Below are 26,719 nucleotides of genomic sequence, written 5' to 3'. Positions count from 1 at the left end.
TCTTGTGATGGTTTATTCAAGTGATTGTATCTTATGAAGTGATTCATGTGCATATATCGAGTCAAGATTTAAATTTTTAAGACTCTTGTCGCTTACCCCTTGATTGGTCGGGATTGCTCTTCCAAAAAGCAAGAACATACCAGATCATATTTGAGTCTGTTATCAAGGCTTCAATATACAAAGAATCAGATATGTCAGGCCTCTGCGACAAAAAGGCTGAAAGGCATAACCTGCCTTCCTGAAAGGTGAAGGTTGCCACAAAATACAATCTCAATTGATACCAGAAAAGCTAAAGCGGGGTAGTAAAATAGCGTGCTGAATCCAGTGCAAAAAGAAGGCGGAGATGTTCAGCCCCCGACACAGGACTGGGCTTCATTACTGCCAGCTGCATGGAGCGAAGCGCGCCAGATATTACGCAAAAAATGCGGTAGCCGTACCTTTGAAAGCTGGCTCAAATCTCTGATGCTGGCCGATTTCGATAGCCAAAACAGAATTATACGCTTGGCTTGCCCCAGCGAATTTATGGCCAATTGGATATCTTCCCATCTGGCCGACGAACTTTTGCTGGCATGGCGAACAGTCTGGCCGGGCATCGCCGAGGTAAAAGTCAACGTCCGTAACCCTGAATCACAGCCTCTGCTGCTTGATGTGACGGAAATTGAATTGCCTTTGGGGGATCAACCGCGCACCGCTCCAAAGAAAACACCAAAAAGAAATCAGCGTTACCTGCCACCGCTAAAAAAAGCGCTAATGAAGAAAAAACGGCTGAAGACGATCAAAGCCAGTTTGAAGAACGTTATAATTTTGAAAATTTTGTTGTCGGTAAGGCCAATGATCTCGCTTATCGCGCTGCCTGTACCTTTGCAGAAGGCGGCAAACTCGATTTCAACCCGCTCTTTCTCTATGGCGGCACCGGCCTTGGAAAAACCCATCTCATGCATGCGGTGGGTATCGAATATCTAAAACGGCATCCCAACAGCACGGCACTTTACATGTCGGCTGAAAAATTCATGTATGACTTCGTGGCAGCAATGCGGGCGAAAGACACCCATAGCTTTAAAGCCCGCTTGCGTTCTGCCGATCTTCTAATGATCGACGATGTCCAGTTTATTGCCGGAAAGGATTCTACACAGGAAGAATTCTTCCACACAATGAACGAGGTTATCACCGCAGGGCGTCGTTTGGTTATTTCTGCTGATCGTAGCCCACAAGATCTTGAACGCATTGAAAGCCGCATCCTGTCCCGTTTATCATGGGGCTTGGTCGCTGATGTTAATCCGGCTGATTTTGAACTTCGCTTAAACATCATCCTCAAAAAACTTGAAGCGATGCCTCAGGTATCCATGCCTGAAGAAATCGTTTTCTTCCTTGCAAAACGTATCTGCACCAATGTTCGGGAATTGGAAGGCGCACTTAATCGGGTCGTTGCTTATGCGACCCTTTCCAATCGTCCCATCAATATGGATTTTGTAACGGAGACTTTGGCTGATCTTCTTCGGACAACGCAACAACGAGTCACGGTAGAAGATATTCAAAAACGGGTCTGCGATCATTATCGTCTCAAATTAGCCGATATGAGTTCCAAAAGACGGGACAGAGTTATTGCCCGCCCGCGCCAAGTCGCAATGTATCTTTCCAAACAGCTGACTTCCCGCTCTTTACCTGAAATCGGACAGCGTTTTGGTGGTCGCGATCATACCACGGTTATTCACGCCATTCGACAGATAGAGAAGCTGCGTATAACCGATGAAGATGTTGATTCGGATGTCCGTTTGCTGATGCGCCAACTTGAAGGCTGACGGCTTTTTTCAGAATAAGGGTTGAATGCCTCGCCTGTGATTTTTATGAATCACCTTCTTTCCCGTTCCCGACCAACCATCCGAATTGAGAAATATGCTTAGTTTTTCGGCCATTACTGTCCGGCTTGGAGGCCAAACCATCCTTGATCAGGCAACCGCGAGCTTGCCGCCTGGTAGCCATGTTGGCCTTATCGGCCGCAATGGGGCAGGGAAGTCTACCCTGATGAAGGTGGTCGCGGGTCTGCTTGAAGCCGATAGCGGTGAATTGTCGATGCCACGCGGCACGCGGATTGGTTATATCGCTCAGGAAGCGCCAGAAGGTTCAGCGACCCCGTATGAAACCGTTTTAGCAGCTGATGAGGAACGTTCTCGCCTGATGGATGCCAGCGAGACCGAAAGTGATCTCGAAAAGCTGGCTGAAATTCATGAAAGACTGAATACCATTGATGCCTATACCGCCCCAGCAAGAGCAGCGCGTATTTTGGCAGGGCTCGGCTTTGATGAAGAGATGCAGCACAAACCACTCTCTTCTTTCTCTGGTGGTTGGCGGATGCGGGTTGCCTTGGGCGCGCTGTTATTCTCGGCACCTGACCTATTGCTTTTGGATGAACCGTCAAACCATCTTGATTTGGAAGCCGTGCTGTGGCTTGAAAACTTCCTGCGTGGTTATCGCGGCACGTTACTTCTGATCAGTCATGAACGTGACTTTCTGAATAAAGTCGCAGATCATATCCTCCATTTGCAGCAAGGCACGCTCGCTTTATATCCGGGCGGCTATGATGCTTTCGAAAGACAGCGGGCAGAAAGACTGTCGCAACTCGAATCAGCGCGGAGTCGGCAGCTAGCCGAAAGAGAAAAGCTGCAAAGCTTTGTCAATCGTTGGCGGACGAAAGCCCATTCCGCTCGTCAGGCACAAAGCCGGATGAAAGCGCTTGAAAGAATGGAACCGATTGCGGCCGCTGTCGAAGATCCATCGCTCAGTTTCGCTTTCCCGAGTCCCGATGGCAATCTGAAACCGCCGTTGATCACCTTGGATCAGGCCTCTGTCGGTTATAATGATACCCCGCTTCTGACCCAGTTAAATCTGCGTATAGATCCTGATGACCGAATCGCCTTTATCGGACGAAATGGTAACGGTAAAACCACTTTGGCCAAGCTGATCGTTGGACAGCTTGCTACCTTAGACGGGCAAATGGTCACGTCTTCCAAGATAAAAGTCGGCTATTTCACTCAATATCAGGTGGAAGAACTGGATGTGGACGATAGCCCGCTTGACCATATGACAAGGCTAATGCCGGGTGCTTCGACAACCGCTGTGCGGTCACAGCTTGGGCGATTTGGTTTTTCTGGCGAAAAAGCAACCCAAAAAGTGGGCAGCATGTCAGGGGGCGAACGAGCAAGATTGGCTTTGGCGCTTATTACCCGTGATGCACCGCATCTCCTGATCTTGGATGAACCGACCAACCATCTTGATGTCGATGTCCGCCAAGCTTTGATCGAGGCCTTGGCTGATTATCGCGGCGCGGTTATCATCGTTTCGCATGACCGCCACATGCTCGAATTAACGGCAGACCGCCTTATCTTGGTCGATAATGGGAAAGCCACCGACTTCGAAGGCGATCTCAACGATTATACCAATTTCATTCTGGGGCGGACTGACAAATCTTCCTCTACTCCGGTAAAGGCTCAGGATAAAAAAGCCGATAAACGGGCAAGAGCCGAAAAGCGTCAACAAAACAAAGTCTTACGGGATGAAATTAAAAAGCTTGAGACCGAAATAAGCAAGCTCACCGCTCGCAGAAGTGAAATAGATCAAGCCTTATTTGATCCTAATCAAGCCTCTCCCAAGGACAAATCGCTGACCGTAACCCAGTTAATGAAGTCACGGGCAGATATCGAAGACGAACTCAATAAAAAAGAAGCCCTCTGGGTCGAAAAAAGCGAAATGCTTGAATAGCTTGAGCAAAACAGCGCCGCCAAGGCCTTTTGACGGGTTCTTCTTTTTTAAAAACGTGGCCTGACTTTCGGGCGAATAAAGCTATTCGCTCATAGGTCTCATATATCAACTGCGTTATAAAAGTCTCTATTATCGACAAAATCCACTAATCGATAAAAGGATGTCGCTTTTTATTTTATTTTTTTGCGTTTCTAACTATTACTACTATGACAAAATAAACTAGCTTGAGATTTTCTTTTAAGATTTTTTAAAGAAAACGCTGGTTCGATTATGTGTAATTAAGCAAAAACACGCTTTTCGTTTGATATGCGATGCTTTTTGGCAACATTTTGAGCTATATGTGTGCTTGCACCGCTCGCTTGCTTTGTTTAGTTACCATAGTAATCCGTAAGGGTTTGATTGAAAGGGGATGACAATGCGTAAGCTGGCCATTGTGGCTGCGCTCGCCTCTAGCGCAATAGCTGCACCGGCGCTCGCTCGCGACGGTGCTTGGTATGTCAGCGTCGACGGCGGTGGGCTGTTCGTCGAAGACATACATTATAAACTTCCGAACGCTCAGTCTGCAAGAATGGGTAATAAAGCAGGCTATGACGTCGATGCCAATGTTGGTTATGACTTCGGGCCGTTCCGTGTTGAAGGTGAAGCTGCCTATAAAAGTTCCAATAATGGAAACTTTACGGCAGGTGGCACCACGGCGAAAAGCCACGGTTCGACTGATGTCCTGAGCTTCATGTTGAATGGTATGTTCGACTTTGGCGGCAAAAACGATGGTGTTTCCGGCTTTATCGGAGGCGGTGTCGGTGTCGCTCGCGTCGCTCTTAACCATTACTCATTAGGTGGCGGCAGCAGCTTTGCCAACGATAACGATGCCCATTTCGCATGGCAGGTAATCGCTGGTATCCGCAAGCCGGTCACCAAGATGATCGACTTCGAACTGAAATACCGTTTCTTCAATGTGAACGGTTTGAACTTCCGGACCACCGACATGGGCAACATGTCCGGTCGCTATCGTTCGCATAGCGTCTTGGCTGGTCTGGTCTTCAACTTCGGTGAACCGAAGGCAGCTCAGCCCGCACCGCCGCCAATGCCGGCACCTCCGGCTCCGACGCCTCCGGCACCTCCGCCCCCAGAAGAACCGGTCACGCCTCCGCCTCCGGCAATTCCGGGTCCGTTCTTGGTGTTCTTCGACTTTGATAAGTATAATATCACGCCAGAAGCAGCATCTATTCTCGACAACGTTGCGTCGTCCTATGCCCAGACTGGGCAGGCTCGCGTGGTTGTTGCGGGTTACACCGATACTGCAGGTCCGGCTAAATATAACATGGGTCTGTCACAGCGCCGTGCAGATTCTGTTAAAGCTTATCTCGTCGGCAAGGGTGTTCCTGACGATGCGCTTGCTACCGAAGCTTACGGTAAAACGCATCTTCTGGTTCAGACCGCTGATGGTGTTCGTGAACCTCAGAACCGTCGTGTTGAAATCACTTTCGGCCCAGGTTCAGGTCAGTAATTTTCACAGCCTTTTAGGCTTTAACAAAAAAAGGTCAGTCATTTTGACTGGCCTTTTTTTTGTCTTTTTTGCGGGTGCTAATTGAGGCTTACGCCATCGGTTTTTTTCTTCATTCGATAAGACGCAAAACATCGATATCGGCTGTCTTTATAACGATGATCGGACTAAACTCTTTTCTATAATAAAGGGAAAAGGTGCCCCTCATGACTACTGAACAGCAAAAAATCGATAAAGATATCGCTGCCGTCAAAGAACAGGAAAAACGGCTTATTTTGTCCGAATTCAATGAAGATATCGCTTGGAAGCTCGGCGCCTATATTAGAAATATTGCAGCGGATAAAAGCTATCCGATTGCGATTACCGTTGCCCGCTTCAACCAGCCATTATTCTACAGTGCGATGCCCAATAGCTCGCCGGACAATAAAAACTGGCTTCGTCGCAAGGCTGCTACGGTTGCTCATTACTTTACCAGCTCTTATGCCGTCGGCTTAAAACTCAAGAAAAAAGGCGAAAATTCTCTCTCCCGCTACGGTCTTGATGATAAAGATTATGCAACCCATGGCGGCGCTTTTCCTATCAGAGTGGAAAAAGCTGGCATTGTTGGTTATATTGCCGTTTCAGGGCTAGATCAGAGAGAAGACCATGAATTGGTTGTGCAGGCTTTGGCAGCTCAAATCGGCCTTGATCCTGAAAAAACATCGCTCGAATATCTTACCCGATAAAATCTCGATGAATGGGGTTCCGCTCCAAGAAATCATTGCGTTATATCGGCTGTGATAAAATTTGATGTATTTAACAATTTATTATAACATCGTTCATATATGTTGTAATAAATTGTTGGATATATATTTCCGTTTACAGGAAAAAATGGCCGTCATTTTTACGACCAAAAACCTTATTTTCTGTAAAAACCTGTCTATCATCAGCTTGAAACAAACTGTTCGCATACTGATATAGATAACAACAAATATCTTCCTGATTGGAGATTATCTATTATGGCAAATTGGAATGATTCCCGGACGACCGTGATGGAATCTGCTGCGCGTGGCCGTAACGGAGCTTCGGAGCGGGACGCCGGTCTTCGCTCCTATATGCTTTCGGTTTATAATTACATGGCTGGCGGCGTATTGCTCACCGGTATTGTTGCCTATCTTGTCGCACATTCCGCGCTGGGCGAAGCCATCGTTTTTTCACCTCTGCGTTGGGTCGCGATGCTGGCACCGCTGGCTTTTGTCTTTGCGCTTAGCGCGGGGGTAAACCGCTTTAACCTTTCGACTCTTCGGGCGCTTTTCTGGTCTTATGCCGGTGTCATGGGGCTTTCGATGTCGGTTATCTTCTTTGTCTATACTGGCACTTCTATTGCCCAGACTTTCTTCGCAACGGCTGCGGCCTTTGCCGGATTAAGCGTGTTCGGTTATCTGACGAAGAGGGACCTGTCCAGCATTGGCCGGTTTTTGATTATGGCTGTTTTCGGCCTGATCGCAGCTTCTTTGTTGAACATGTTCATCCATTCTTCATCGCTGCAATTCGGTATCAGCGCTTTAGGTGTTCTGATCTTTGCTGGTCTCACCGCTTACGATACCCAGCAGATCAAAAGCATGTATTTCATGACTTCAGGTGGTGAATATGCTGGTAAAATGGCCGTGATGGGCGCTTTAAGCCTCTATCTCGACTTCATCAACATGTTCAGCTTCCTGTTGAACTTTATGGGTGACCGTCGTTAATTTCTCGACATAACCTAAAAAGAAAAGCCCGAAGATAACTTCTTCGGGCTTTTTTATTGCCTTTCAAGATATTCCAAAACGGCATCCTGATTAGCAGGCTTTAGCGCCCTTCTTATTTCTTCTTCGTTTCGGCCTTACCCGTTTTCCCAGAAATGGGCGCAGATGTGCCTGCCGTCTGTTCCTTGGTCAATTTTTGCTGACCCTTATCAATTTTCCGCACAAGGCTTTCTTTCGGTGCCAGATTGCGGGTCAAAAATTCGTTACTACGCTGCCACGCTTCTTTTGCTGCGGCTTCATTATAAGCTGGCTGGCTTTCATTCATAAAACCATGCCCGACATTCGGATAAAAATAGCATTCCAACGGCACCGATGCTGCTTTTAATGCTGAAATCCAGTTCAAGGCAGAGGCATTAACCCCAGAATCAGATGTGCCGAAATGAAGCTGTAAAGGCGCTTTGATATTGGCTGCCTCGGCAATAGGGGGCGTGTCACTATAATAGGCAATCGCCGCTGTCAGCGCATTCTGCGCCTTTGCTGCGGTGTATTGAGCCAGCTTACCACCCCATCCAAAGCCGATAACACCTACTTTTCCGGTAGAATAGCGTTGGTTCTTCAACCAATCGACCGTCATCGCCGCATCTTTAACGATCCACGACCAATCAACAGCGGCCAACATAGACTTCGTTTTAGCCAGATCTTCTGGCATTCCACCCCATGCAGACAGAAAGTCGGGTGCCAAAGCGATATAGCCTTTCAGCGCCATTTGACGGGTATATTCCCGCGTTGCAAAATCAAGGCCTTGCTCGTCATGGATAATCAGAACCGTCGGTAGCTTATTCCTTGCCGCCGCCGGAACCGCAATATAGCCATGCATCAATTCCCCATTTGTCACCCGCCAGTTGACTCGCTGGGTATTCAACAATGGATTATCGTCGCCCTTATCAACGGGGAAGGGCGGTTTCTTGGCAGGCACAGGCTCTTCTGCTGCCATCGCCTGCCGAAGCAAGCCATTCGACAACAGAGTCGCCGTCCCTAATTGCAGAATAGCTTTACCTAGACGACGACGGCTTATCCCGTGATGGTCGGATAAAATGATTTCGGGAAAAAGGCTTTTTAAAGCCATAGAAAAACCTCTTCTAAATAGCGCCATCAATGGCCGACAAATCTTCTTTCAAAAGACGGCCTATCAAATCTTGGGCGCAACGATTTAAAGCCTCGCGATCGACCGACCGGATAACCAAATTGACACCGCCACTACCATTTCGGAAAAAAGGATAACTACCCAATTTGCAATCTGGATGATCTTTTTCGGTTTGCTGTAAAGTTTTGGCGATGCGGCTTTCACCATCCCAGGTTCCAACCGTGCGGGATAAAACCGGCTTTCCTCCCGATAAAGTGCCGTTCAAGCTCTCAAGCATCGCCGTCACAATTTTCGGAACACCGGCCATAATAAAAATATTGCCGATACGAATGCCGGGTGCACCCGAAACCGGATTTTTAATCAGACTCGCGCCTTCGGGGGCTCTTGCCATACGGAGTCGGGCAGGGGTCACACCACCCCGATCGGCATAATACTGTTTTAGGCATTCTTCGGCTTCGGGATGAATGACCACGGGAAGGTTTAAGGCGTTACTAATGGACTCTACGGTAATATCATCATGCGTCGGGCCAATGCCGCCGGTGGTGAACAAATAGTCATGATTGTCTTTCAATGCTCGAACCGCATCCCCTATCACCTGACTGTCATCGGGGACAACCCGAACTTCCGTCAGCCTGATTCCTTGCATATTCAACCATGAAGCAATCTGGGCGATATTCCGGTCTTCGGTGCGACCTGACAGTATTTCGTCACCGATCACGAGTAAAGCGGCTGTCCATACACGATTATTGGCCATAATTTTCAGTCCGTCCTTTTCTCTTTCCTCTAACGTGGTCATCTATTTCGACTCCGAAAAAGCGAAAAACCTAATGTGTTAATGCGGCTCGCAAAGGGAAAGCTTATTGGTTATAGCAGAAGTTATGACCGAATATATCCATGTCAAAGAAGGTGATGCGGCTATTCGTACGCATGCCATTAAACTTTACGATGAAAAAGCTTTCGCCGGAATGCGTAAAGCGGGTCGATTGGCCGCTGATGTGCTTGACGCCTTGGTGCCGCATGTCAAACCGGGTGTAACAACCGAAGCGCTTGATACTCTGGCCGATGATCTTATCCGTCAGGGCGGCGGCGTCTCTGCCTGCCGTTACTATCGCGGTTATCCGAAATCGGTTTGCATCTCCGCGAATCATGTCATCTGCCACGGTATTCCGGGGCCCAAATCCCTTAAATCAGGCGATATCATCAATATTGATGTCACTGTCATTGTTGACGGATGGCATGGCGATACCAGCCGGATGTTCTTGGTCGGTGATGTTCCATTGAAAGCGAAAAAGCTGGTCGACGTGACCTATCAGGCCTTGATGGTTGGTATCGAACAGGCACGCCCAGGCAATCATATCGGCGATATCGGCTATGCCATTCAGACATTGGCCGCCAAACATCGCTATGGCGTTGTTCGTGACTTCTGTGGTCATGGTCTGGGGAAGGTTTTCCACGATCGCCCCGAAGTCGTGCATGTCGGTGTTCCGGGTGAAGGCCCCGAATTAAAACCGGGCATGTTGTTTACCATTGAACCGATGATCAATATCGGTAAGCCTGACGTCAAAATTCTGGACGATGGTTGGACGTCTGTCACCCGCGACCGGTCGCTCTCTGCCCAGTTCGAGCATTCCATCGGAATTACGGAAAATGGTTGCGAAATCTTTACAAAAAGCGCAGCCGGATTAGATACACCTCCTTATAAGGTGTGATGATGTTATTTTATAACAAAATCTTGTGATAAGATATCATACATATTTAATTTGGGGATAGTGAGTATAATGCAGAGTATCCGTTTCTTTTCCGATAATGCCGCCACAGTGGCAGCCCCCGTCATGGATGCTATTATAGCCGCCAATCACAGCGATATGGCTTACGATTCCGATAAATGGAGTCTGAAGCTGGACAATATTTTTTCCGAATTATTCGGAACAGAAGTAACCGCGCACTGGACAGTAACCGGAACGGCTTCGAATGCACTGTCCTTATCCGCTATCTGCCCACCTTTCGGTGGTGTTTTATGCAGTCAGGATGCCCATGTGCAAACTGACGAAGGGGGCGCACCTGAATTTTACACGGGCGGCTCAAAAATGCTGCTCGTTCCGGGTGAAGGCGCAAAAATCACGACCGATGCTTTAAAGGCAAGAGCCGATGCGATTTCTGACAGCGTCCATATGGTGCAACCCCATGCGGTGACCATCACCAATTCAACCGAATTAGGTCAGGTTTATACACCGGAAGAAACCGCTTCCATCGGGGCTGTTGCCCGTGAAAAAGGTTGGTCTTTCCATCTCGATGGCGCTCGTTTTGCCAATGCGGTTGCCGCTCTTGGCTGCGATCCCGCAGAATTAACGTGGAAAGCCGGTGTCGATCTGATGAGCTTTGGCTTCACCAAAAATGGTGCCATGGCCGCAGAAGCCATTGTCTTCTTCAACCGTGACCTCGCTGTTGATAACAAGCGTCGCCGTAAACGGGCTGGCCATTTGCTTTCCAAAGGCCGCTTTGTTTCTGCCCAGATCGAAGCCATGCTGAAAGATGATTTGTGGCTTGACCTTGCTCGCTCATCAAACAAAACGGCAAAACGCATTGCTGATGCTGTTGAGCCGAAAAGGCATGCCTATCCGATCAAGGCCAATGAAGTGTTCCTCTTCATCTCGAAAGAAGAACGCGCCGAATTACGGAAACAGGGTTTTGTTTTTTATGATTGGGGTCATGATAAAATCCGTCTGGTTGCTTCATGGGATCAACCGGAGCATGAAATTGTTGCATTAGAAAAAGCCTTAAAAGCTTTATAGGATACTCGGATAATAATCCGGAAGAGGGGACGGAATGGACGTAGCAGAAAGGGAAGAGCCAGACGAAAAGCTGGCTTCCCCTAAGGTTCTCATACCTTTTTTGCTGGTAATTTTGATCTGGAGTACAACGTGGATTGTTATTCGGGATCAGATCCATTCTGTTCCTGCAAACTGGTCAATCTGTTACCGCTTCTTTATCGCCGGTCTCTTTATGCTGCTTTTTTGCCGGATCAAAGGCTATAAACTGGCTCTTGACCGTAGCAACCAAGTCTTCTGTTTGGCGGTTGGGTTGTTATTGATTACCGTTGATTACGGTTTTCTCTATGCCGCAGAAAAGCATATCACCTCGGGGCTGGTCGCGGTTGTCTTTGCCCTTATCATTGTCCCCAACAGCTTTTTTGCACGGGTTTTTCTCGGTAAAAAAAGCTCACCCTATTTCATTCTGGGAGCGGTCTTGGCCGGTATCGGTCTAGGCCTGCTCTTTCGAAGCCAACTGGCCTATTTACCCGATCGTACAGAAATGAAATTGGGACTGGTCATGTCCCTTTTGGCCGTGCTCAGCACTTCGCTCGGTGAAATTCTGCTCTCGACCCCTCGGGGCAAATCAAAACCGATGCCGGTCTTTCTGGCATGGTCAATGATCTGGGGCAGCATCGGTATAGGCCTTGTCGCTTTATTTCTGGACGGCGCACCCGTTATCGGGGGCGGCGCCTATATCGGCAGCCTTTTATATCTCAGTCTTTTCGGCTCTGTTTTAGCCTTCATCATGTATTTTTACGTTTTACAGATCGTCGGCCCCGAAATGGCCGCCTATGCTCATGTGCTGATTCCTATTATCGCTATGAGTATCTCGACCGTCTGTGAAAATTACATCTGGAGCGGTTCAGCCATTGCAGGCAGTGTTATGGTTTTTATGGGCTTGATGCTCGCGATGAAATCGCAAAAGAAATCAGCACCATCAGTTACCGTCAAAATGAAAATCGACTAATAGCCATAAAAGTCGCAGCACCGACTATTGTAAATCTATCTACTCAGGTCAGGAGATAAATATGTCAGAGAATCACTCTGATACGCCCGTGGTCATTCAACGCCATGCCTACAGACCCCCTGATTGGCTGGTGCCGACTATCGCGCTTGATTTCTCACTTGATCCCCAAAAAACACGGGTAAAGGCACGCCTTCAGGTAAAGCGCAACGGTGACCATAACCTCCCGTTAAAGCTGGATGGTAACAATCAAACGCTTCTAGCTTTTTCGGTTGATGGCAAAGATGCGATATCCATAGTGAAACGGGAAAAAGAAGGCCTAGAGATCGCTCTTGAAGGCGATTCCCATTTCGTCGAAACCGAGGTCGAAATTTCCCCTGAGAGCAATTCCCAGCTTATGGGGCTTTATGCGTCTTCTGGCCTGCTTTGCACCCAATGCGAAGCCGAAGGTTTCCGCCGGATTACCTATTTCCCCGATCGCCCTGATATCTTAAGCCGTTATACCGTCCGCATGGAAGCCGATGAGAAAGCTTTCCCAGTTTTGCTTTCTAACGGAAATCTGACGCTGACGGGTAAAAGCGAAAATGGCCGTCATTTCGCGATGTGGAATGATCCTTTCCCGAAGCCTTGCTATCTCTTTGCTTTGGTCGGCGGCAATCTGGCGGCTTATCGTGACGAATTCACGACCCAATCTGGCCGCAAGGTTGCTCTGGCTATCTGGGTCAGACCTGCTGATGTCAGCAAGACCCACCACGCTATGGCGGCTTTAAAAATAGCCATGGCATGGGATGAAAAGGTTTATGGTCGTGAATATGACCTCGACCAATTCAATATTGTCGCGGTCGATGATTTCAATTTCGGTGCGATGGAAAATAAAAGCCTGAATATCTTCAATTCACGCTACATCCTCGCCGATCCCGATACCGCCACCGATGCCGATTATGACGCTATCGCAGGCGTGGTCGCGCATGAATATTTCCATAACTGGTCAGGCAACCGCGTTACCTGCCGTGACTGGTTCCAGCTTTCCTTAAAAGAAGGCTTTACCGTTTTCCGCGATCAAAGCTTCTCTGCTGATCTCGGTTCTCCGGCAGTTAAACGGATCGAAGATGTCCGCAGCCTACGCGCTGCCCAATTCCCCGAAGATGCAGGCCCCTTAGCCCACCCGATCCAGCCGGACAGCTATATCGAAATCTCGAATTTCTATACCGCCACGGTTTATAACAAAGGTGCCGAAATCATTCGGATGCTGCATCAGTTGTTGGGCGCAGAAAATTTCAGAAAAGGGACAGACCTTTACTTTGAACGCCATGACGGTGAAGCCGCTACCTGCGAAAACTTTGTCGCCGCTATGGAAGAAGCCAGTGGCATTGACCTGACTGACTTCCGTCACTGGTATCATCAGGCCGGTACGCCGAAATTAAAGGCTGATTTCAAATGGGATGCCGCTACCAAAACGGCAACGCTCACTTTGGCACAGACAACGGCTCCAACGCCATCACAGCCAGAAAAACAGCCGGTTGTCCTGCCAGTGGCCATCGCTCTTATCGGTAAACAGACGGGTAAAAATCTGATTGGCGAACAGCTATTAACGCTGAACAAAGCCAATGAAACCTACCACTTCGACAATCTGACCGAAGAACCTCTGCTTTCGATCAACCGTCATTTCTCGGCTCCTGTCGTGATCGATAGCGAAGTCAACGCAGATGACCTTGCTTTCCTGTCTGCCAATGATGACGATCCTTTTGCCCGCTATGAAGCGATGCAGCAGCTCATGCTTGATTTCATGGTTGCCCGCGTCCGTGGTGAATCGGTCAATGAGGCAACGGTTATCAACGCCGTCGAAAAGACACTGACCAACAAAGAACTGGATAACGCTTTCATTGCGGAAGCCGTCATCCTGCCTTCTGAAAATATGATCGGTGAACAACTCGATATCGTTGACCCAAAACGCATTGCAGAAATCCGTGACGATCTTCGTAAGCTGTTGGGGCAGAAGCTGGAAAAACTGTGGCGGCAAGCATATCAGCGCTGCGAGCAGGGTGCCTATCAATATACACCAGAGGCCGTCGGCTCACGTCGTCTCAAAAATGTGGCGCTCGGTTATCTGGCCGCGGGCGAGCTTGAAGATGCTCCTGCGATGGCTTGGCAGCAATTTGAAAAAGCCGACAATATGACCGATCGGCGTGGCGCGTTGGATGTGCTGGTGAATGGCTTTTCACCAGAAAGAGAAAAGGCACTTACCGCTTTTTACGAACGCTATAAAGGCAATGCGCTGGTCATTGATAAATGGTTTGCAACTCAAGCTTTCTCAACGCGCCCAGACGTGATTGAAAATGTAAAGAAGCTCGCACAACATCCTGATTTCACATTGAAAAACCCGAACCGTGCGCGTGCCTTAATCGGCAGTTTCGCCCATAATGCTCGCGCCTTTCATGATTTATCAGGGGAGGGATATCGCTTTGTCACCGACATGACGATCGCTCTCGATAAAATCAATCCTCAGACAGCGGCCAGAATGATTGCACCTTTTGGTCGTTGGCAACGTTACGATGCCAAACGGGCAGAATTGATGCAGGATGCTTTAAAACGCATTTTGGGAACGCCAGATTTATCTCGCGATGTCTTCGAACAGGCTTCAAAAAGCCTGCTGCCTAACGCATCCTAATTTAACAAACTAACTGCAATCTCACAAAAAAAGGCTGCCTTTGAAAGGCAGCCTTTTCTGTTTCAAAGTAGCTTCGTTCTTCTAAATCAAACGTTTAAAATTCTTCGTAATGCGCCGGATCTTGATTCGCTAAACGCCCATCGGGTCTTGCCAAAGTTGCAATCTTTTCGAGATCCTGCGGAGATAACTCAAAATCGAATAAGGACAGATTTTCAATCTGACGCTCTTTGCTCGATGCTTTCGGAATCGGAATAGCCCCAAGCTGGACATGCCAGCGTAAAATGACCTGAGGGATAGATTTGCCTAGCCGGTCAGCAATGGTCTTTATCGTATCATCCTGTAACAGCTTACTGGCGCGGCCTAACGGGCTCCATGACTCGGTCACAATACCATGTGCCTTATCCCATGCCCGTTGCTCTTCCTGCGGGAAATAAGGATGTAATTCGACCTGATTAACGGCCGGAGTTACGCCGGTTTCTTTAATCAACTTCTCGATATGCTCAGGTAAGAAGTTACAAACACCAATTGACCGTATCAATCCGCGCTTACGGGCTTCAATCAAGGCTTGCCATGCCTCAACATAGAGATCCTTGCTCGGATTAGGCCAGTGGATCAGATAAAGGTCGTAATAATCAAGCTGCGCGCGATAGAGCGACTCTTCGACGGTCGCAATCGCCTCTGCAAAATGGTGATGTCGTCCCGGTAATTTGGAAACAACCCGTAACGTATCGCGGGGAATATCCGCCTGCCGGACAGCTTCACCCACAGCGCCTTCATTTTCATAGTTAAAGGCCGAATCAAGCAAACGGTAACCGACCTTGATGGCGCTGACGATGTCATCAACACCCGCAGAACCATTTAACTTGTAGGTGCCAAAACCAACGGCGGGCAGGTCATTGCCATCATTCAAACGGATAGTAGGGATCGTAATAGGGGACATCAATCTTCTCCTGATAGAGCGATGATGACACCCATCGTGACCCTATGCGGCGATGATGTAAAACCCCGATTTAAAAAGAAAACGCTGTCATACGACCATAGGAGCTATTTCTGCGATTAATTCTGAAAAACCAATAACAAGCTCAAATTTTCTTGTTTTTGATTATCAAAAAGCGCCCCCGAAAAGCGATCTTACAAATATGCGCTATATTTTTTATCTCTGCGTTTTTTCAAAATAAAATTACGGCATGTTGGGGTAATATAAATTGATCGAATAAATGCGCAAAAAGGCTCTGATATTCAACTAATCAGGCAACGAAAAATGATTCCGTTTTTGTTGGCGCTATAATTTTTTTGGAAAAGATTATCCGACAGGATTCGATTTTATAAATGAATGTCTGGGATTTTTTTAGGAAAGACGGTAAATATACCGTTTTAAAATGGCTCCCCGAGTAGGATTCGAACCTACGACCTGCCGATTAACAGTCGGACGCTCTACCGCTGAGCTATCAGGGAACACTATGTTGATCACCGCGTTGGGTGTGGAGCGCGTATAACAATCAGATATTTACTCTGCAAGCTTTTTTTTCAAAAAAAAGACAAAAAAATGAAAGCTATAGATGAAAACCCGCCTTCTTCTTATAACAAGGCCTGCGGGTAAGACAGCGAAGGTGAATTATGCGGCTTGATGATTATCGAAGCAGTGACAATGTCGAAGATGAACGCGGTGAAGATTTTGGCGGTAGCAGCGGCGGGGGCGGCGGCGGGTTTAACCTGATTAGCGGCCTACTGGGCTTTGTTATTGGCCGTTTCGGCATTGGCGGTATTATCGTTCTGGCGATCATCTGTTTTATTTTTAAAATAAACCCGCTGGGATTCATCGGTGGCACACCCTCGACCCAATCTGCGGTCGCTGCACATTCTGCCCGTTCGGCACAACAGGCTTGCCAGCTTAACGCCGCTAGTCTGTTTTCTTGCCGTGTATTGGCCAGTACGGAAGATACATGGGGCAAAATTTTTGCTGATGAAGGGCAAAAATACAAACCCACTACTCTGGTTTTCTACAGCCAAAGAGGCCGTTCGGGCTGCGGTGCGGCAGAATCGGCGATGGGGCCTTTTTATTGCCCCGCTGACCAAAGGGTTTATCTCGATACCGATTTTTATAACGAATTGGTCAACCGCTTCCATGCCAGTGGCGATTTTGCCCAAGCCTATGTCATCGCGCATGAGGTTGGACATCATGTTCAGGATTTAATGGGCTTATCTGACCAAATTCGCGAACAACAGGCCAATATCGGCAAGGCCGCGGCCAATGCCTTACAGGTCAGAATGGAATTACAGGCTGACTGCTATGCCGGTATTTGGGCAGCTCATAACCGCGACCGGATAGAGGCGGGTGATGTCGAAGAGGGTATGCGGGCAGCACAAGCTATCGGCGACGATACCTTAGAAAAGGCAGCTGGGATGCGTCCTGTCCCCGAAAGCTTTACGCATGGGACGTCCGCCGAAAGAATGCGCTGGCTTAAACGTGGCCTAGACAGCGGTGATCCCACAGTTTGCGACACCTTCCATCACGATATTGATAGCTAAATCGCGCTATCATCCAAATAACGCAATCGCTAAGACTTTCCGTGAAGAAGCTTCTCTCCAAAGGGGAATGTCTTCTTCACGGTTTTTCTTTAGAACCCACTACGTACGGCCTTAAAGCTAAACCGAGATAACTATTTTTCTCTTCTAGGTTGCATGGCTATCACATAATTTTTTTAATAAAATATCATAAAAACAATATTTTATTTATTGTTATTGATAATTTTTATCCGAAAAATTGAACCGACCATGCGCTTTCGCATACTGCTTTTGCAAAGGCCGATTATCCATCTTTCTATCCATCAAAATTCGGAAAAGGCTTCTTGCTCTTTTAAATAACTTTTTCTACCTGCCTTGATATCCAGCAACTGGCCTATAGTTTAAACAGGGGCGTTGATTACCCACACGGGGATATTCTCGCAAAAGACACAATATCCTCTCCGCCCCATTTCTGCTTATTCCCTGTCTCTGATAGGGAAGGCTCAGACTTTCCCGAATATGTGTTGTTAGTGGACAAAAACGCTTCTGCTCGTCACATAAAAATAAAGCGACGGCATTTTTTAATGAAAAAACTTTTCCATGGCACTTTCCGGTCACTGAACAGCTTCAACTATCGCATATGGATAGGCGGGATGTTCGTTTCCAATATTGGCACATGGATGCAACGAATTGCACAAGATTGGCTGGTCTTGGTGCAACTGACCCATCATAATGCAACGGCCGTTGGGATTATTTCTGCGCTGCAATTTGCTCCCGTCTTTTTGCTTCTACCTTTCTCCGGCTATGCGGCCGACCATTTCGACCGAAGAAAATTTTTAATCGCAACCCAAGTCGCCATGGGACTTACCGCCTTGGGGTTGGGGGTGCTTACCTTAACGGGCCTTGTCCGCTTGTGGCATGTCTATCTATTCGGGCTTATTCTAGGCGCTATCACGGCGATTGATGCACCGGCACGCCAAACCTTTGTGTCAGAACTGGTAAAAGAAGAAGATCTCCCGAATGCCGTTGCTTTGAATTCAACCTCTTTCAACAGCGCCCGTTTGATAGGACCCGCCATTTCGGGATTTTTGATCGCAGCACTCGGTTCTGGCGGCGTTTTCCTTCTTAATGCAGCTTCTTTTGGGGCAGTTATTCTGGCGCTATGCTGCCTACGTGTTCATGAATTGCATAAAAACGAGAAAACGACTGACCAAAAAAACGGGATATCAGACGGCTTTCGCTACATCCACAAACGGCCAGATATCAAAACCGTTCTTTTCATGCTTTTCTTGATTTGCACCTTTGGTCTCAATTTCCCGATTTTTATCTCGACTATGGCGGTCACGGTTTTCCATGGGGACGCTGGTCTATATGGCTTGCTGATGTCCTCTATGGCTATTGGCTCCGTCGCAGGTACTCTTTTCGTGGCAGGTCGGGCGCGTCCCCATATTCGCCTATTATTTTTCAGCACAGCTTTATTCGGGATAAGCTGTCTTGTCGGCGCGTTGATGCCGGATGCCGAAAGCTTTGCTCTGATCTTAGTCTTTATCGGTGTCTCCGCCCAGATTTTTACAACGGCATCGAACAGTATGGTGCAATTATCGACCAATCCGATGATCAGGGGGCGGGTGGTTGCCATTCTTCTGGCTGTATCGGTCGGAGGTGTCCCACTAGGCAGCCTGCTTGTCGGCAGAGTGGCCGATGTCTGGGGGGCACGTTATGCTTTGGGAATAGGTGCTATTTCCGGCTTTGTCGCGGCGATAGCAGGGCTATGCTACCTCATCAAATATCACCGCCTACGCCTATATCTTAAAAAAGGGGATATCGCCTTCAGAATGGATATCGCTGCCAAGGATGCAAAAGAAATCGAATAGCTAAGGCTGAACAAAATCAGGGGTGGTTTCAAAACACCCCCGTTATTTCTTTCCCCGAAATTATGAGTTCTTTTTGCCGGTTACGACCAAAACCACTTCTGAATCTTCTATCGCTTTTATCGACAGAATATCCGTTTTTGAAATCGCGCCGCCATCACCTTCTCGCAAAATAATATTCTCTATTTCGATCGAACCTTTAGCCACAACAAGATAACCGTATCTTTGACTATTTAGCGGATAATCGACGGTATCACCTTTATTAAACCATGCTCCCAAAACGGCGGCATCGACATGAATCGGCAAGGCCTCATCATCTTCACCATATCTCGAAGCCAAAACCACAAATTGACCCGCATGATCTTTTTTCGGGAAAGAACGGCTCCCCCATGCAGGCTTATGTCCTGATTGATTCGGCATAATCCATATTTGGAATAAACGGGTATCCGATGACTCGCTGTTATATTCGCTATGGGTAATCCCCGTTCCAGCCGACATGACTTGAACATCGCCTGCAACTATTCGCCCTTTATTCCCAAGGCTGTCTTCATGGGTTAACGCGCCTTCCCGAATATAGGTAACGATTTCCATATTGCGGTGGGGATGCATTCCAAAGCCGTTATTGGGCGCAATTCGGTCATCATTCCATACACGAACCGCATCCCAATTCATGCGTTCTGGGTCATAATAACCCGCAAAGGAAAAATAATGTCTAGCTTCCAGCCATCCATGATCGGCAAAGCCAAGATCTTTATACGGACGGAGTAAAATCATTATTTCGTTGATCCCTTGATATCCTTTTAGAATCCAAGATTAAAAGAAGACATTTCATCAATATATAGAAATAATATCACTCCATCATTTCTATATTTTTATCTATTTGAATGGAGGAGCATCTCCCGATATTATAGCGCAGATTATAAAATGCGCTTTTCCCAATCATTTTAGCGGATATTCAAATGAAGCTGCCGGATTTCGAAGCATGGGCGATTTTTGCAAAAGTCGCCGAATTAGGATCATTCGCACGGGCAGCCGAAGCCATACAGCTTTCTAAACCGACCGTTTCAAAAGCGGTCAGCAGGCTGGAACAATCCTTGGGAAGTGCTTTATTCAACCGCAATTCGCGCCATATTTCCTTGACGGATCTAGGGCGACAACTTCTTGGACATGCCAATAAAATTATTGCCGAAGCCGAAATCGCCGAAAGCGAAGCGCGTGGCGGCATCCAACGGCCTTCGGGATTAATCAGAATTGCCGCTCCAATGAGCTTTGGCCTATGGCATCTATCACCGGTTTTGCCTGACTTTCTGGCGCAATACCCTGAAATAGATATTGCCGTCGATTTCAGCGATGCCCTCGTCGATCTTGTCGCGGAAGGCTATGATGTCGCCCTCAGGATTGCTTCCCTTGCGGATTCCGCCTTACGGGCACGGCGGCTTTGTCCGGTGCGACTCTTGCTGGTTTCGACTCCTGATTATCTCGATAAAATTGGTCGCCCGCAGCATCCCAAAGAACTCGAAGATAAAAAAAGCTTCGTTTACACCAACAGCCGCGCATCTGGCATGATCCGTCTTCACCATGAAAAAACAGATAAGGAATATGTGCTTTCGCAATCTTCCCGTTTTAGGGCAGATAACGCAGAAGCTTTCTTGCCAGCCCTAAATGCTGGACTAGGCTTTGGTCTATTTCCTGATTTTATGGTTTCCGAAGGTCTGCAATCGGGAAAGCTCGAACAGATACTACCCGAATGGGATGCCGGTTCTATTGCGCTTTATTTGGTTACTTCCGCGAACCCATTAAGACCGATGCGTGTGAATGTATTACTTGATTATCTGACCAAAGCGTTTAAAAATCCACCTTGGACAAAATAAATTACTCCACGATCTCAGAAGTTTTCTGCATTGTCTTTCAATCCTTTGCAAATTTCGGTTTGCAAGCGGATCCCAAAATTAAAACCTTACGACATAATGCCTCCGAAACCCATTTCGGAGGCATTGTGGTCAAAAGCCTATTTAGCGGTAAGCTTTTTGGTCAATTCAGCGACATGGCTACCCAGAAATTTGGCACCATCCAATTCATTCTGGCTCGGCTGTCGGGAACCATCACCAGCGGCAATGGTCGTTGCCCCATAAGGCGCACCACCGGTCACCTCATCGACGGCTAATTGTCCCTGATAGCTATAGGGCAGGCCGCTGATAACCAAACCATGATGCAACAGATTGGACATCAAAGAATAAAGCGTCGTTTCCTGCCCACCATGCTGCGAAGCGGTCGAGGTGAAAACCGCACCAACCTTACCGATCAATCCACCTTTTGCCCATAAACCACCGGTCTGATCCCAAAAATTCGCCATCTGGGCTGGTAAACGGCCAAATCGGGTTGGCGCACCGACAATGATGCCATCATATTCAGGTAATTCGCTGGGAAGGGCAATCGGTGCCTTCTGGTCAGTCTTGAAATGATGCCGCTGGGCGGATTCTTCGGAAACCAATTCCGGCACTCGCTTGACTTCCACTTCAACACCGGCGGCTTTAACGCCATCAGCCACGGCATAGGCCATTTGTTCAACATGGCCATAAGTGGAATAATAAAGCACAAGAATTTTCGGCATAATAAATGACCTTTTTCCTGATTATAAAATTTTATACAATTATATTCTGTCCGCTAGCCGACGGATAATCCCGATTTGAAACGCCATCTGCGGAACAAAATTCTTATCCACTCTGCCCATTCTACTTGGGCGCTCTTGAAAAGAGTATTTTTTCAAAAAGTATTCTTTTTCTATCTTTTGATACAACGCTTCTTTTTCTGAAAAGAGCCCTCCCGATCTGATCAATTTTAGATCACATCACACAATAAGCGCGGATCTAACCTTCGTTACTATCGAGCTTTTGCACGGGATAGGGGATATCTGTCTTCGGGCGAGAATGGCTTAATTCCGCTTTTCAAATGCACCCGCAATATGCAAATGCACTTCATCGCTGACATAGGGCACATACATTTTTACGCCAAAATCACTGCGTTTGATGGTCGTATCGGCTTCAAATCCGGCGGTATATTTCTTATCCAAAGGATTGATACCCGCACCAACAAAATGAACTTTCAAACTTTCCAGCTTGGTAACGCCATGCAGGGTTAAATTGCCGGTAACAATGGCCTCATTTTTACCCGTTTGTCGAATCTGGGTTGAAACAAAACGTGCATTGGGAAATTTCGCACTATCAAACCACTGATCGCTTTTTAATTCATCATCCAACTTTGAATTGGTTGTCATCACCGATTGTATTGGGATGGTAACCGACAGCTTTGATCTCGCCGGATTCTGGCTATCCAGATCAAGATTACCGGATACTTGCGAAAAAACACCCTGATAATTTGTGAATCCAAAATGCAAAACCGAAAAGCCCACTTGGGTATGGTTAGGTTCTACATCATAGCCTCCAGCCTGAATCTGTTCGGCATTGGTCACCGATTGAGCCGAAGCGACATCCATAGCCGAAAATGACAAAAGAAACGCTGTTGCCGCTAAAGAAAAAAAGCCTTTCATCTGGCCAAACTCCGCTCAAAAATAGCACCAAAAGCCGAAAATTTTGCAGAACTCAAAAGCAGAAAGTCAAAACACAAATATTTTTTCCTACTCAAGCTCTTTTCATTGGCTCTCTGAAACTATTTCTAGCGAAAGCATATCATTCCATAAACAGAAACAAATGAAATACATGGTTTCTAAATTTTACATCAACGCGTGATGGGGCAGAGGCTTTTTTAAAAGATCGCCTTTCTTGTAAGGCTTCATCTGTATTCAATCACGGCATCTTGGAGGCTTGCACAAACAGACAAAAAATCCGGCTGCCCCTGCAACAAAATCACAACGGGCAACCGGATAAAGGGTCATCAAAATTCTGAAATAGTATTTTTATACTTCGTCTTTTTTGTCGTCTTTTGAGGCTTCTTTTTTACCCGCTTTCGACGCAGAAGGCGTCTCTTTCTTCTGGGATTCCTTGCCCGCTTCATCGGGTTTGGCATCTTTAGGCGGTAATTTCCGCATCATATCGGCATCAGATTGCGCAGGCTCAGGCTGATCGTTAATCCAATGCAAAGGCGACCCTGGCGGCGTGGTGTAATAAGAAGTCCCAGTATAGAATTTGATATTCGCTTCAGCCATACGATTGCTAAGACGACGATAAAATTCTCTCTGAACTTTCCATTTCATCATGGCTGCCGTGCGGATCGTCCCGACCATAATAGCGCCGTTACCATCCGAATTATCGACACCCAGATCATTATAGCCAGAATAGATGATGTCCTTATAGGCATCTTCTTTCCGCATGTCATCGATGGTCTTTTGCATGATTTTAACCAAACGATCGGGATCTTCCGATAAATCAAGCGTCTGCCGAATAATGATCTGGTTGAAATCACGTCCCGTATTGGCAATCGAGGTCACGGATGAGAAGGGGATAATGTGCAAATCACCGTTAACCGCTCTTACGCGCAGGGTTCTGATTGAAAGATGCTCAACCGTTCCTGAAACACCCCCCGTTGTGACCCAATCACCGACCTGAATGGCATCTTCAACCAACATAAAGAAGCCGGTGATGAAATCCTTAACAAGGCTCTGCGAACCAAAGGCGATAGCCGCACCCATGATACCAGCACCCGTCAGCAACGGTGCCACATTGATACCAATCTGGGACAAAGTCGTCACCGCCACAATCGCGATGATGAAGACCAAAAGAACGGTTCTGATAATCGGGAAAACCGTGCGAAGCCGCGTTGCCCGACTGAACTGATTGCTTTCATGATACCGGTCAATCTGCCGGTTCAGCATCGCATTGATAACTTCCCACAAAAGCACAGCCACCGTTATGGCGATGAACAGGCTAAAGGCCAGACTGGTCAAATGAGAACCGACCGAGGATTTGAACAGGAAGCGCATAGTCGGGATACCCCAACTCTGGGTCAGGGCAACCAGTGAAACCGCAGCGATGACAAAGGTGATAATACTGTGGACATAGGGATAATAAAAATCAGCCCGCTTTTGTAACCGTGGATAACGGCTTTTCGTATCATCACTGAAATTGAACAGATTTTCTTGCGTTCCAAAGGCCAAAACCGCTGCCAAGCGTGAGAAAATCAGAATAGCGACGGTCAAAACACAGCTACGCAGCATCCATTTATAACCGCCATGGAAACGGGTCGCCCAGATCATCCATAATGCCATATCGACGAATATCGCCGGTACCCACCACAGGCCAATAATGGTGCTCATAAAACGCCAGAAAGGCCGGCTCTGTAATTTTTCAGGTGGCCGCAAAGCTTGGGCGACAATATGCCGGATACGCCAGATAAAGGCGGCCAAAAACAGATGCTCGATCAAAACAAAGGCAAGAAGCAAGGCTTCAATACCACGACGGGCAATATGAAATTCATCCCCCATCGAAATCAGGAAGATACCAATCGAAGGCGTAATGACGAGAATATTCGCCCATTTAATCACAAGTGCAGCCGTGGAATCCGAAGCCGGAAGCAGCCGGATAGGCGGAGATTTCGGCGCGAAAGTTGATTCCAGAATGACATAAACCGTGCGCGACAAGGCATAGGCATTGGCAAGGGACAGCGTCAGGGCTTCTGCCTGACGGCTCGGTGATATCACTGCCGACACAATATAGTTAAAACCAAGAAAAAGCGCGACCGGCAGTAATTTCGTCACCAGATGATAAAAAGCAAAAGGAATACGGATAATAAAGGCCATCACCTCATTTTGACGGCGATGATCTTCTGCCCGCGTTTCTTCTGTATCAGCGGACTTGCTTTCTGCATCTTCGGCATCGGCCTTGGCTTCACCGGATTCAGATGACAGGTCTATTTTGTCGACGACTTTGTTATCATCATCATCATCTGTCGAATTATTACCGCTATGCTTTAACGCCCATTGCATTTCATAAGATTGAGCGCGGTCTTTAATAGACCGCAGCAATCCACGGGTGAAAAATGACAATGTATATTCCAGCACCAACCCGATGGCGAAAATAAACAAGCCATAGAAAACCGCATTTAAAAGAATTTTATAGGCTGCTGGATGGCTCATTTCATATTGAAGCCAACGACTGATAAAGCGCATATCGTTGAACAAAGACACAAAGCTGGCCGTATATTTGATAATATAACGGGATACGACGTTCAGGTCGTCGCTTACGTCCTTATCAATCAGAATGGTTGGATCGCTGCTATTCTCGGTCGCATTACTCTCTGTCGCGGCCGCTGCAGCATCTTTGGCAGCCGTTTTTGGCGCGGCTGGCGCTACCTTGGCGGCAGGTGCCGCAGTCTGACTTGTTTTATCCGTGCTATCGGCGCTATCCGTTGCCGGACTGCTGGGCGCGTCCTGTTCGGGCAGGCTTTTTGCAATCAAGGAAAGCGTCTGAGTAAATTCTTCCCGTTTTTTCGGGTTATCCAGAATATTCAGTAATTTTTTAGCTTCCGACTTGGATAAAGCCTGACCATTTTCTGGCTGTGCTTGGCTTACCTGACTGCTATTATCGGTAACATTATCTTGGGCATAAAGCGCATTACCCAAAAAGAAAAAAGAAAAAAGAACCGGCAAAATAAAACGGATTTTGTGAAAAAGCCTACCATATGATTGCGAGAGCATTTTCATAAAAACAGACACACCGTACCTTCTCTATAGCAGAACAAAGATAAAATTAGACCGATGCCTGTAAATCCTTACAAAGCATTTATCCTGAAATGATTTTATCTCGTAATATCAGATAATATTCTTGTTAATAAAGGCCATATGCCAGCATCGTCAAAAATAACAATTTTTTTCTGAATAAAAGACTGCCATCCAGCCCGATATTCCTAAAATAATGCTATATTTTTCAGATGTGGTTATGATTTTATCAGGCCTTTGACAGCCGATAATCTTTTATAAAACCATCAACAGATGTTTTGTTCCGCTGTTGATGGCTTTCGTTTTTCTTATATATCCCGAATTAACACAATCGGAATTGTTCACGGGCAATCCGATCATCCAAGGCATGGTTGGGATCAAACAACAAATGAAGCGGCGTTGTCCGGTCAAGGGTAATCGTGACATTGGCAATTTCCCGCAATTCACGTTGATCCGCCACCGCACTCATTGGCCTTTTATCAGGATCAATAACCCGCATATCAATGATAGAACCATCGGGCACAATCGCCCCGCGCCACCGCCTTGGCCGAAAGGGACTAATTGACGTTAAAGCCAACATACCGGAATCAAAAGGCAAGATAGGACCATCGGCAGACAGGTTATAGGCGGTCGAACCGGCAGGCGTTGCAACCAATATGCCATCCGCTACCAATTCAGGCAGTACAATCCGACCATCAACGCTTATTTCTAAATGTGCTGTTTGACGGGTTTCCCGCAACATAGAAACTTCATTGATCGCACGATAGATTTTCTGCTTACCCGAAACTGTTTGGGCATCCATTCGTAAAGGAAAAATCGTAAACCGCTTGGCTCTTATCAGCCGCCGTAACAGGGAAGCAGGCCGCCATTCATTCATCAAAAATCCGACAGTGCCTAAATTCATGCCATAAACCGGAACATTCAACCCGTTATCCAGAAGGTCATGCAGCGTTTGCAGCATAAATCCATCTCCGCCCAGCGCAATAATGATATCCGCATCTTCCAGCGGATACCATGTATAAAGCTTTTTCAGCTCTTCTGCTGCGGCTTGTGCCTTCGGGGTAGGGGAGGCGATAAGGGCCAATCTGTTATATTGCATA

Annotated in this window: 19 protein-coding genes, 1 tRNA gene and 1 pseudogene; 12 read left to right on the top strand and 9 right to left on the bottom strand. The window is 47.3% G+C overall.

The annotated features are described in order from the left end of the window. Window positions 1–324: 324 nt before the first annotated feature. The 5 genes and pseudogenes from dnaA to FBY58_RS06400 all read left to right on the top strand — a co-directional run bounded on the left by dnaA (window position 325) and on the right by FBY58_RS06400 (window position 6,987). A pseudogene (gene dnaA / locus FBY58_RS06420) lies at window positions 325–1,799 on the top strand (chromosomal replication initiator protein DnaA). A gap of 94 nt (window positions 1,800–1,893) precedes the next feature. Further along, window positions 1,894–3,756, top strand: coding sequence for an ABC-F family ATP-binding cassette domain-containing protein (locus tag FBY58_RS06415; protein WP_141920026.1), 1,863 nt, complete (start codon window positions 1,894–1,896; stop codon window positions 3,754–3,756). A 415-nt stretch (window positions 3,757–4,171) separates the two neighbouring features. Further along, window positions 4,172–5,263, top strand: coding sequence for an OmpA family protein (locus FBY58_RS06410; protein ID WP_141920025.1), 1,092 nt, complete (start codon window positions 4,172–4,174; stop codon window positions 5,261–5,263). Between the two features lie 203 nt (window positions 5,264–5,466). Next, the gene (locus tag FBY58_RS06405) at window positions 5,467–5,985 is read left to right on the top strand and encodes a heme-degrading domain-containing protein (protein ID WP_141920023.1); all 519 of its coding nucleotides are present in this window, start codon (window positions 5,467–5,469) and stop codon (window positions 5,983–5,985) included. A gap of 273 nt (window positions 5,986–6,258) precedes the next feature. Further along, entirely contained in the window at window positions 6,259–6,987 is a 729-nt protein-coding gene (locus tag FBY58_RS06400) for a Bax inhibitor-1/YccA family protein (RefSeq protein ID WP_141920022.1), read from the top strand. A gap of 112 nt (window positions 6,988–7,099) precedes the next feature. On the opposite strand, the gene FBY58_RS06395 is transcribed toward FBY58_RS06400, so the two are convergent. Beyond that, on the bottom strand, window positions 7,100–8,110 hold the full coding sequence (locus FBY58_RS06395; protein WP_141920020.1) for a dienelactone hydrolase family protein: 1,011 nt from the start codon (window positions 8,108–8,110) through the stop codon (window positions 7,100–7,102). 13 nt (window positions 8,111–8,123) lie between these two features. Continuing rightward, window positions 8,124–8,885: a competence/damage-inducible protein A gene (locus FBY58_RS06390; protein ID WP_141920643.1), complete on the bottom strand. Its 762-nt coding sequence runs from the start codon at window positions 8,883–8,885 to the stop codon at window positions 8,124–8,126. A 121-nt stretch (window positions 8,886–9,006) separates the two neighbouring features. On the opposite strand from FBY58_RS06390, the gene map reads away from it, so the two are divergent. The 4 genes from map to pepN all read left to right on the top strand — a co-directional run bounded on the left by map (window position 9,007) and on the right by pepN (window position 14,573). After that, window positions 9,007–9,837, top strand: a complete 831-nt coding sequence (map, locus tag FBY58_RS06385) for a type I methionyl aminopeptidase (protein ID WP_141920642.1) — start codon at window positions 9,007–9,009, stop codon at window positions 9,835–9,837. Window positions 9,838–9,906: 69 nt separating this feature from the next. After that, a complete protein-coding gene (locus tag FBY58_RS06380) occupies window positions 9,907–10,920 on the top strand; it encodes a low specificity L-threonine aldolase (protein WP_141920018.1) in 1,014 nt (337 codons plus the stop codon). A gap of 34 nt (window positions 10,921–10,954) precedes the next feature. Continuing rightward, window positions 10,955–11,908 (top strand): DMT family transporter, encoded by a 954-nt coding sequence (locus tag FBY58_RS06375; RefSeq protein WP_141920016.1) that lies wholly within the window; start codon window positions 10,955–10,957, stop codon window positions 11,906–11,908. A 61-nt stretch (window positions 11,909–11,969) separates the two neighbouring features. Continuing rightward, entirely contained in the window at window positions 11,970–14,573 is a 2,604-nt protein-coding gene (gene pepN / locus FBY58_RS06370) for an aminopeptidase N (RefSeq protein WP_141920014.1), read from the top strand. A 94-nt stretch (window positions 14,574–14,667) separates the two neighbouring features. Here pepN and FBY58_RS06365 read toward each other — a convergent pair whose 3' ends face one another. Then, the gene (locus tag FBY58_RS06365; protein WP_141920013.1) at window positions 14,668–15,513 is read right to left on the bottom strand and encodes an aldo/keto reductase; all 846 of its coding nucleotides are present in this window, start codon (window positions 15,511–15,513) and stop codon (window positions 14,668–14,670) included. Between the two features lie 440 nt (window positions 15,514–15,953). Further along, window positions 15,954–16,028: transfer RNA gene (locus tag FBY58_RS06360), tRNA-Asn, on the bottom strand. A 162-nt stretch (window positions 16,029–16,190) separates the two neighbouring features. Between FBY58_RS06360 and FBY58_RS06355 the strand changes: the two genes are divergently transcribed. Both FBY58_RS06355 and FBY58_RS06350 read left to right on the top strand, forming a co-directional pair. Next, window positions 16,191–17,102 carry a neutral zinc metallopeptidase gene (locus tag FBY58_RS06355; protein ID WP_141920011.1) on the top strand — a complete coding sequence of 304 codons (912 nt, stop codon included), beginning with the start codon at window positions 16,191–16,193 and terminating at the stop codon, window positions 17,100–17,102. Window positions 17,103–17,662: 560 nt separating this feature from the next. Beyond that, on the top strand, window positions 17,663–18,952 hold the full coding sequence (locus FBY58_RS06350; protein ID WP_141920010.1) for an MFS transporter: 1,290 nt from the start codon (window positions 17,663–17,665) through the stop codon (window positions 18,950–18,952). Window positions 18,953–19,012: 60 nt separating this feature from the next. On the opposite strand, the gene FBY58_RS06345 is transcribed toward FBY58_RS06350, so the two are convergent. Beyond that, window positions 19,013–19,723: a pirin family protein gene (locus FBY58_RS06345; RefSeq protein WP_141920009.1), complete on the bottom strand. Its 711-nt coding sequence runs from the start codon at window positions 19,721–19,723 to the stop codon at window positions 19,013–19,015. Between the two features lie 185 nt (window positions 19,724–19,908). Here FBY58_RS06345 and FBY58_RS06340 point away from each other — a divergent pair, with 185 nt between their 5' ends. Then, window positions 19,909–20,820, top strand: coding sequence for a LysR family transcriptional regulator (locus FBY58_RS06340; protein WP_141920007.1), 912 nt, complete (start codon window positions 19,909–19,911; stop codon window positions 20,818–20,820). Between the two features lie 137 nt (window positions 20,821–20,957). Here the strand turns inward: FBY58_RS06340 and wrbA are convergent, their stop codons facing one another. From wrbA to FBY58_RS06320, 4 genes are all read right to left on the bottom strand, one after another. Further along, complete coding sequence (gene wrbA / locus FBY58_RS06335) at window positions 20,958–21,560, bottom strand: NAD(P)H:quinone oxidoreductase (RefSeq protein ID WP_141920005.1); 603 nt, start codon at window positions 21,558–21,560, stop codon at window positions 20,958–20,960. A 321-nt stretch (window positions 21,561–21,881) separates the two neighbouring features. After that, entirely contained in the window at window positions 21,882–22,496 is a 615-nt protein-coding gene (locus tag FBY58_RS06330) for a YceI family protein (RefSeq protein ID WP_141920003.1), read from the bottom strand. Window positions 22,497–22,862: 366 nt separating this feature from the next. After that, a complete protein-coding gene (locus FBY58_RS06325) occupies window positions 22,863–25,616 on the bottom strand; it encodes a mechanosensitive ion channel family protein (RefSeq protein ID WP_141920001.1) in 2,754 nt (917 codons plus the stop codon). Between the two features lie 325 nt (window positions 25,617–25,941). Continuing rightward, window positions 25,942–26,718 carry an NAD kinase gene (locus FBY58_RS06320; protein ID WP_141919999.1) on the bottom strand — a complete coding sequence of 259 codons (777 nt, stop codon included), beginning with the start codon at window positions 26,716–26,718 and terminating at the stop codon, window positions 25,942–25,944. Between the last annotated feature and the right edge of the window lies 1 nt (window position 26,719).

The organism is Zymomonas mobilis (assembly GCF_006715975.1).
Taxonomy (GTDB): Bacteria; Pseudomonadota; Alphaproteobacteria; order Sphingomonadales; family Sphingomonadaceae; genus Zymomonas; species Zymomonas mobilis_B.
This window is presented reverse-complemented; position numbering and strand designations above follow the sequence as displayed.

What these genes read in the sequence shown, in the direction of transcription:
- FBY58_RS06415 (WP_141920026.1), top strand. Translation starts at nt 1,894, where the DNA reads ATGCTTAGTTTTTCGGCCATTACTGTCCGGCTTGGAGGCCAAACCATC.
- FBY58_RS06410 (WP_141920025.1), top strand. Translation starts at nt 4,172, where the DNA reads ATGCGTAAGCTGGCCATTGTGGCTGCGCTCGCCTCTAGCGCAATAGCT.
- FBY58_RS06405 (WP_141920023.1), top strand. Translation starts at nt 5,467, where the DNA reads ATGACTACTGAACAGCAAAAAATCGATAAAGATATCGCTGCCGTCAAA.
- FBY58_RS06400 (WP_141920022.1), top strand. Translation starts at nt 6,259, where the DNA reads ATGGCAAATTGGAATGATTCCCGGACGACCGTGATGGAATCTGCTGCG.
- FBY58_RS06395 (WP_141920020.1), bottom strand. Translation starts at nt 8,110, where the DNA reads ATGGCTTTAAAAAGCCTTTTTCCCGAAATCATTTTATCCGACCATCAC.
- map (WP_141920642.1), top strand. Translation starts at nt 9,007, where the DNA reads ATGACCGAATATATCCATGTCAAAGAAGGTGATGCGGCTATTCGTACG.
- FBY58_RS06380 (WP_141920018.1), top strand. Translation starts at nt 9,907, where the DNA reads ATGCAGAGTATCCGTTTCTTTTCCGATAATGCCGCCACAGTGGCAGCC.
- FBY58_RS06375 (WP_141920016.1), top strand. Translation starts at nt 10,955, where the DNA reads ATGGACGTAGCAGAAAGGGAAGAGCCAGACGAAAAGCTGGCTTCCCCT.
- pepN (WP_141920014.1), top strand. Translation starts at nt 11,970, where the DNA reads ATGTCAGAGAATCACTCTGATACGCCCGTGGTCATTCAACGCCATGCC.
- FBY58_RS06365 (WP_141920013.1), bottom strand. Translation starts at nt 15,513, where the DNA reads ATGTCCCCTATTACGATCCCTACTATCCGTTTGAATGATGGCAATGAC.
- FBY58_RS06355 (WP_141920011.1), top strand. Translation starts at nt 16,191, where the DNA reads ATGCGGCTTGATGATTATCGAAGCAGTGACAATGTCGAAGATGAACGC.
- FBY58_RS06350 (WP_141920010.1), top strand. Translation starts at nt 17,663, where the DNA reads ATGAAAAAACTTTTCCATGGCACTTTCCGGTCACTGAACAGCTTCAAC.
- FBY58_RS06345 (WP_141920009.1), bottom strand. Translation starts at nt 19,723, where the DNA reads ATGATTTTACTCCGTCCGTATAAAGATCTTGGCTTTGCCGATCATGGA.
- FBY58_RS06340 (WP_141920007.1), top strand. Translation starts at nt 19,909, where the DNA reads ATGAAGCTGCCGGATTTCGAAGCATGGGCGATTTTTGCAAAAGTCGCC.
- wrbA (WP_141920005.1), bottom strand. Translation starts at nt 21,560, where the DNA reads ATGCCGAAAATTCTTGTGCTTTATTATTCCACTTATGGCCATGTTGAA.
- FBY58_RS06330 (WP_141920003.1), bottom strand. Translation starts at nt 22,496, where the DNA reads ATGAAAGGCTTTTTTTCTTTAGCGGCAACAGCGTTTCTTTTGTCATTT.
- FBY58_RS06320 (WP_141919999.1), bottom strand. Translation starts at nt 26,718, where the DNA reads ATGCAATATAACAGATTGGCCCTTATCGCCTCCCCTACCCCGAAGGCA.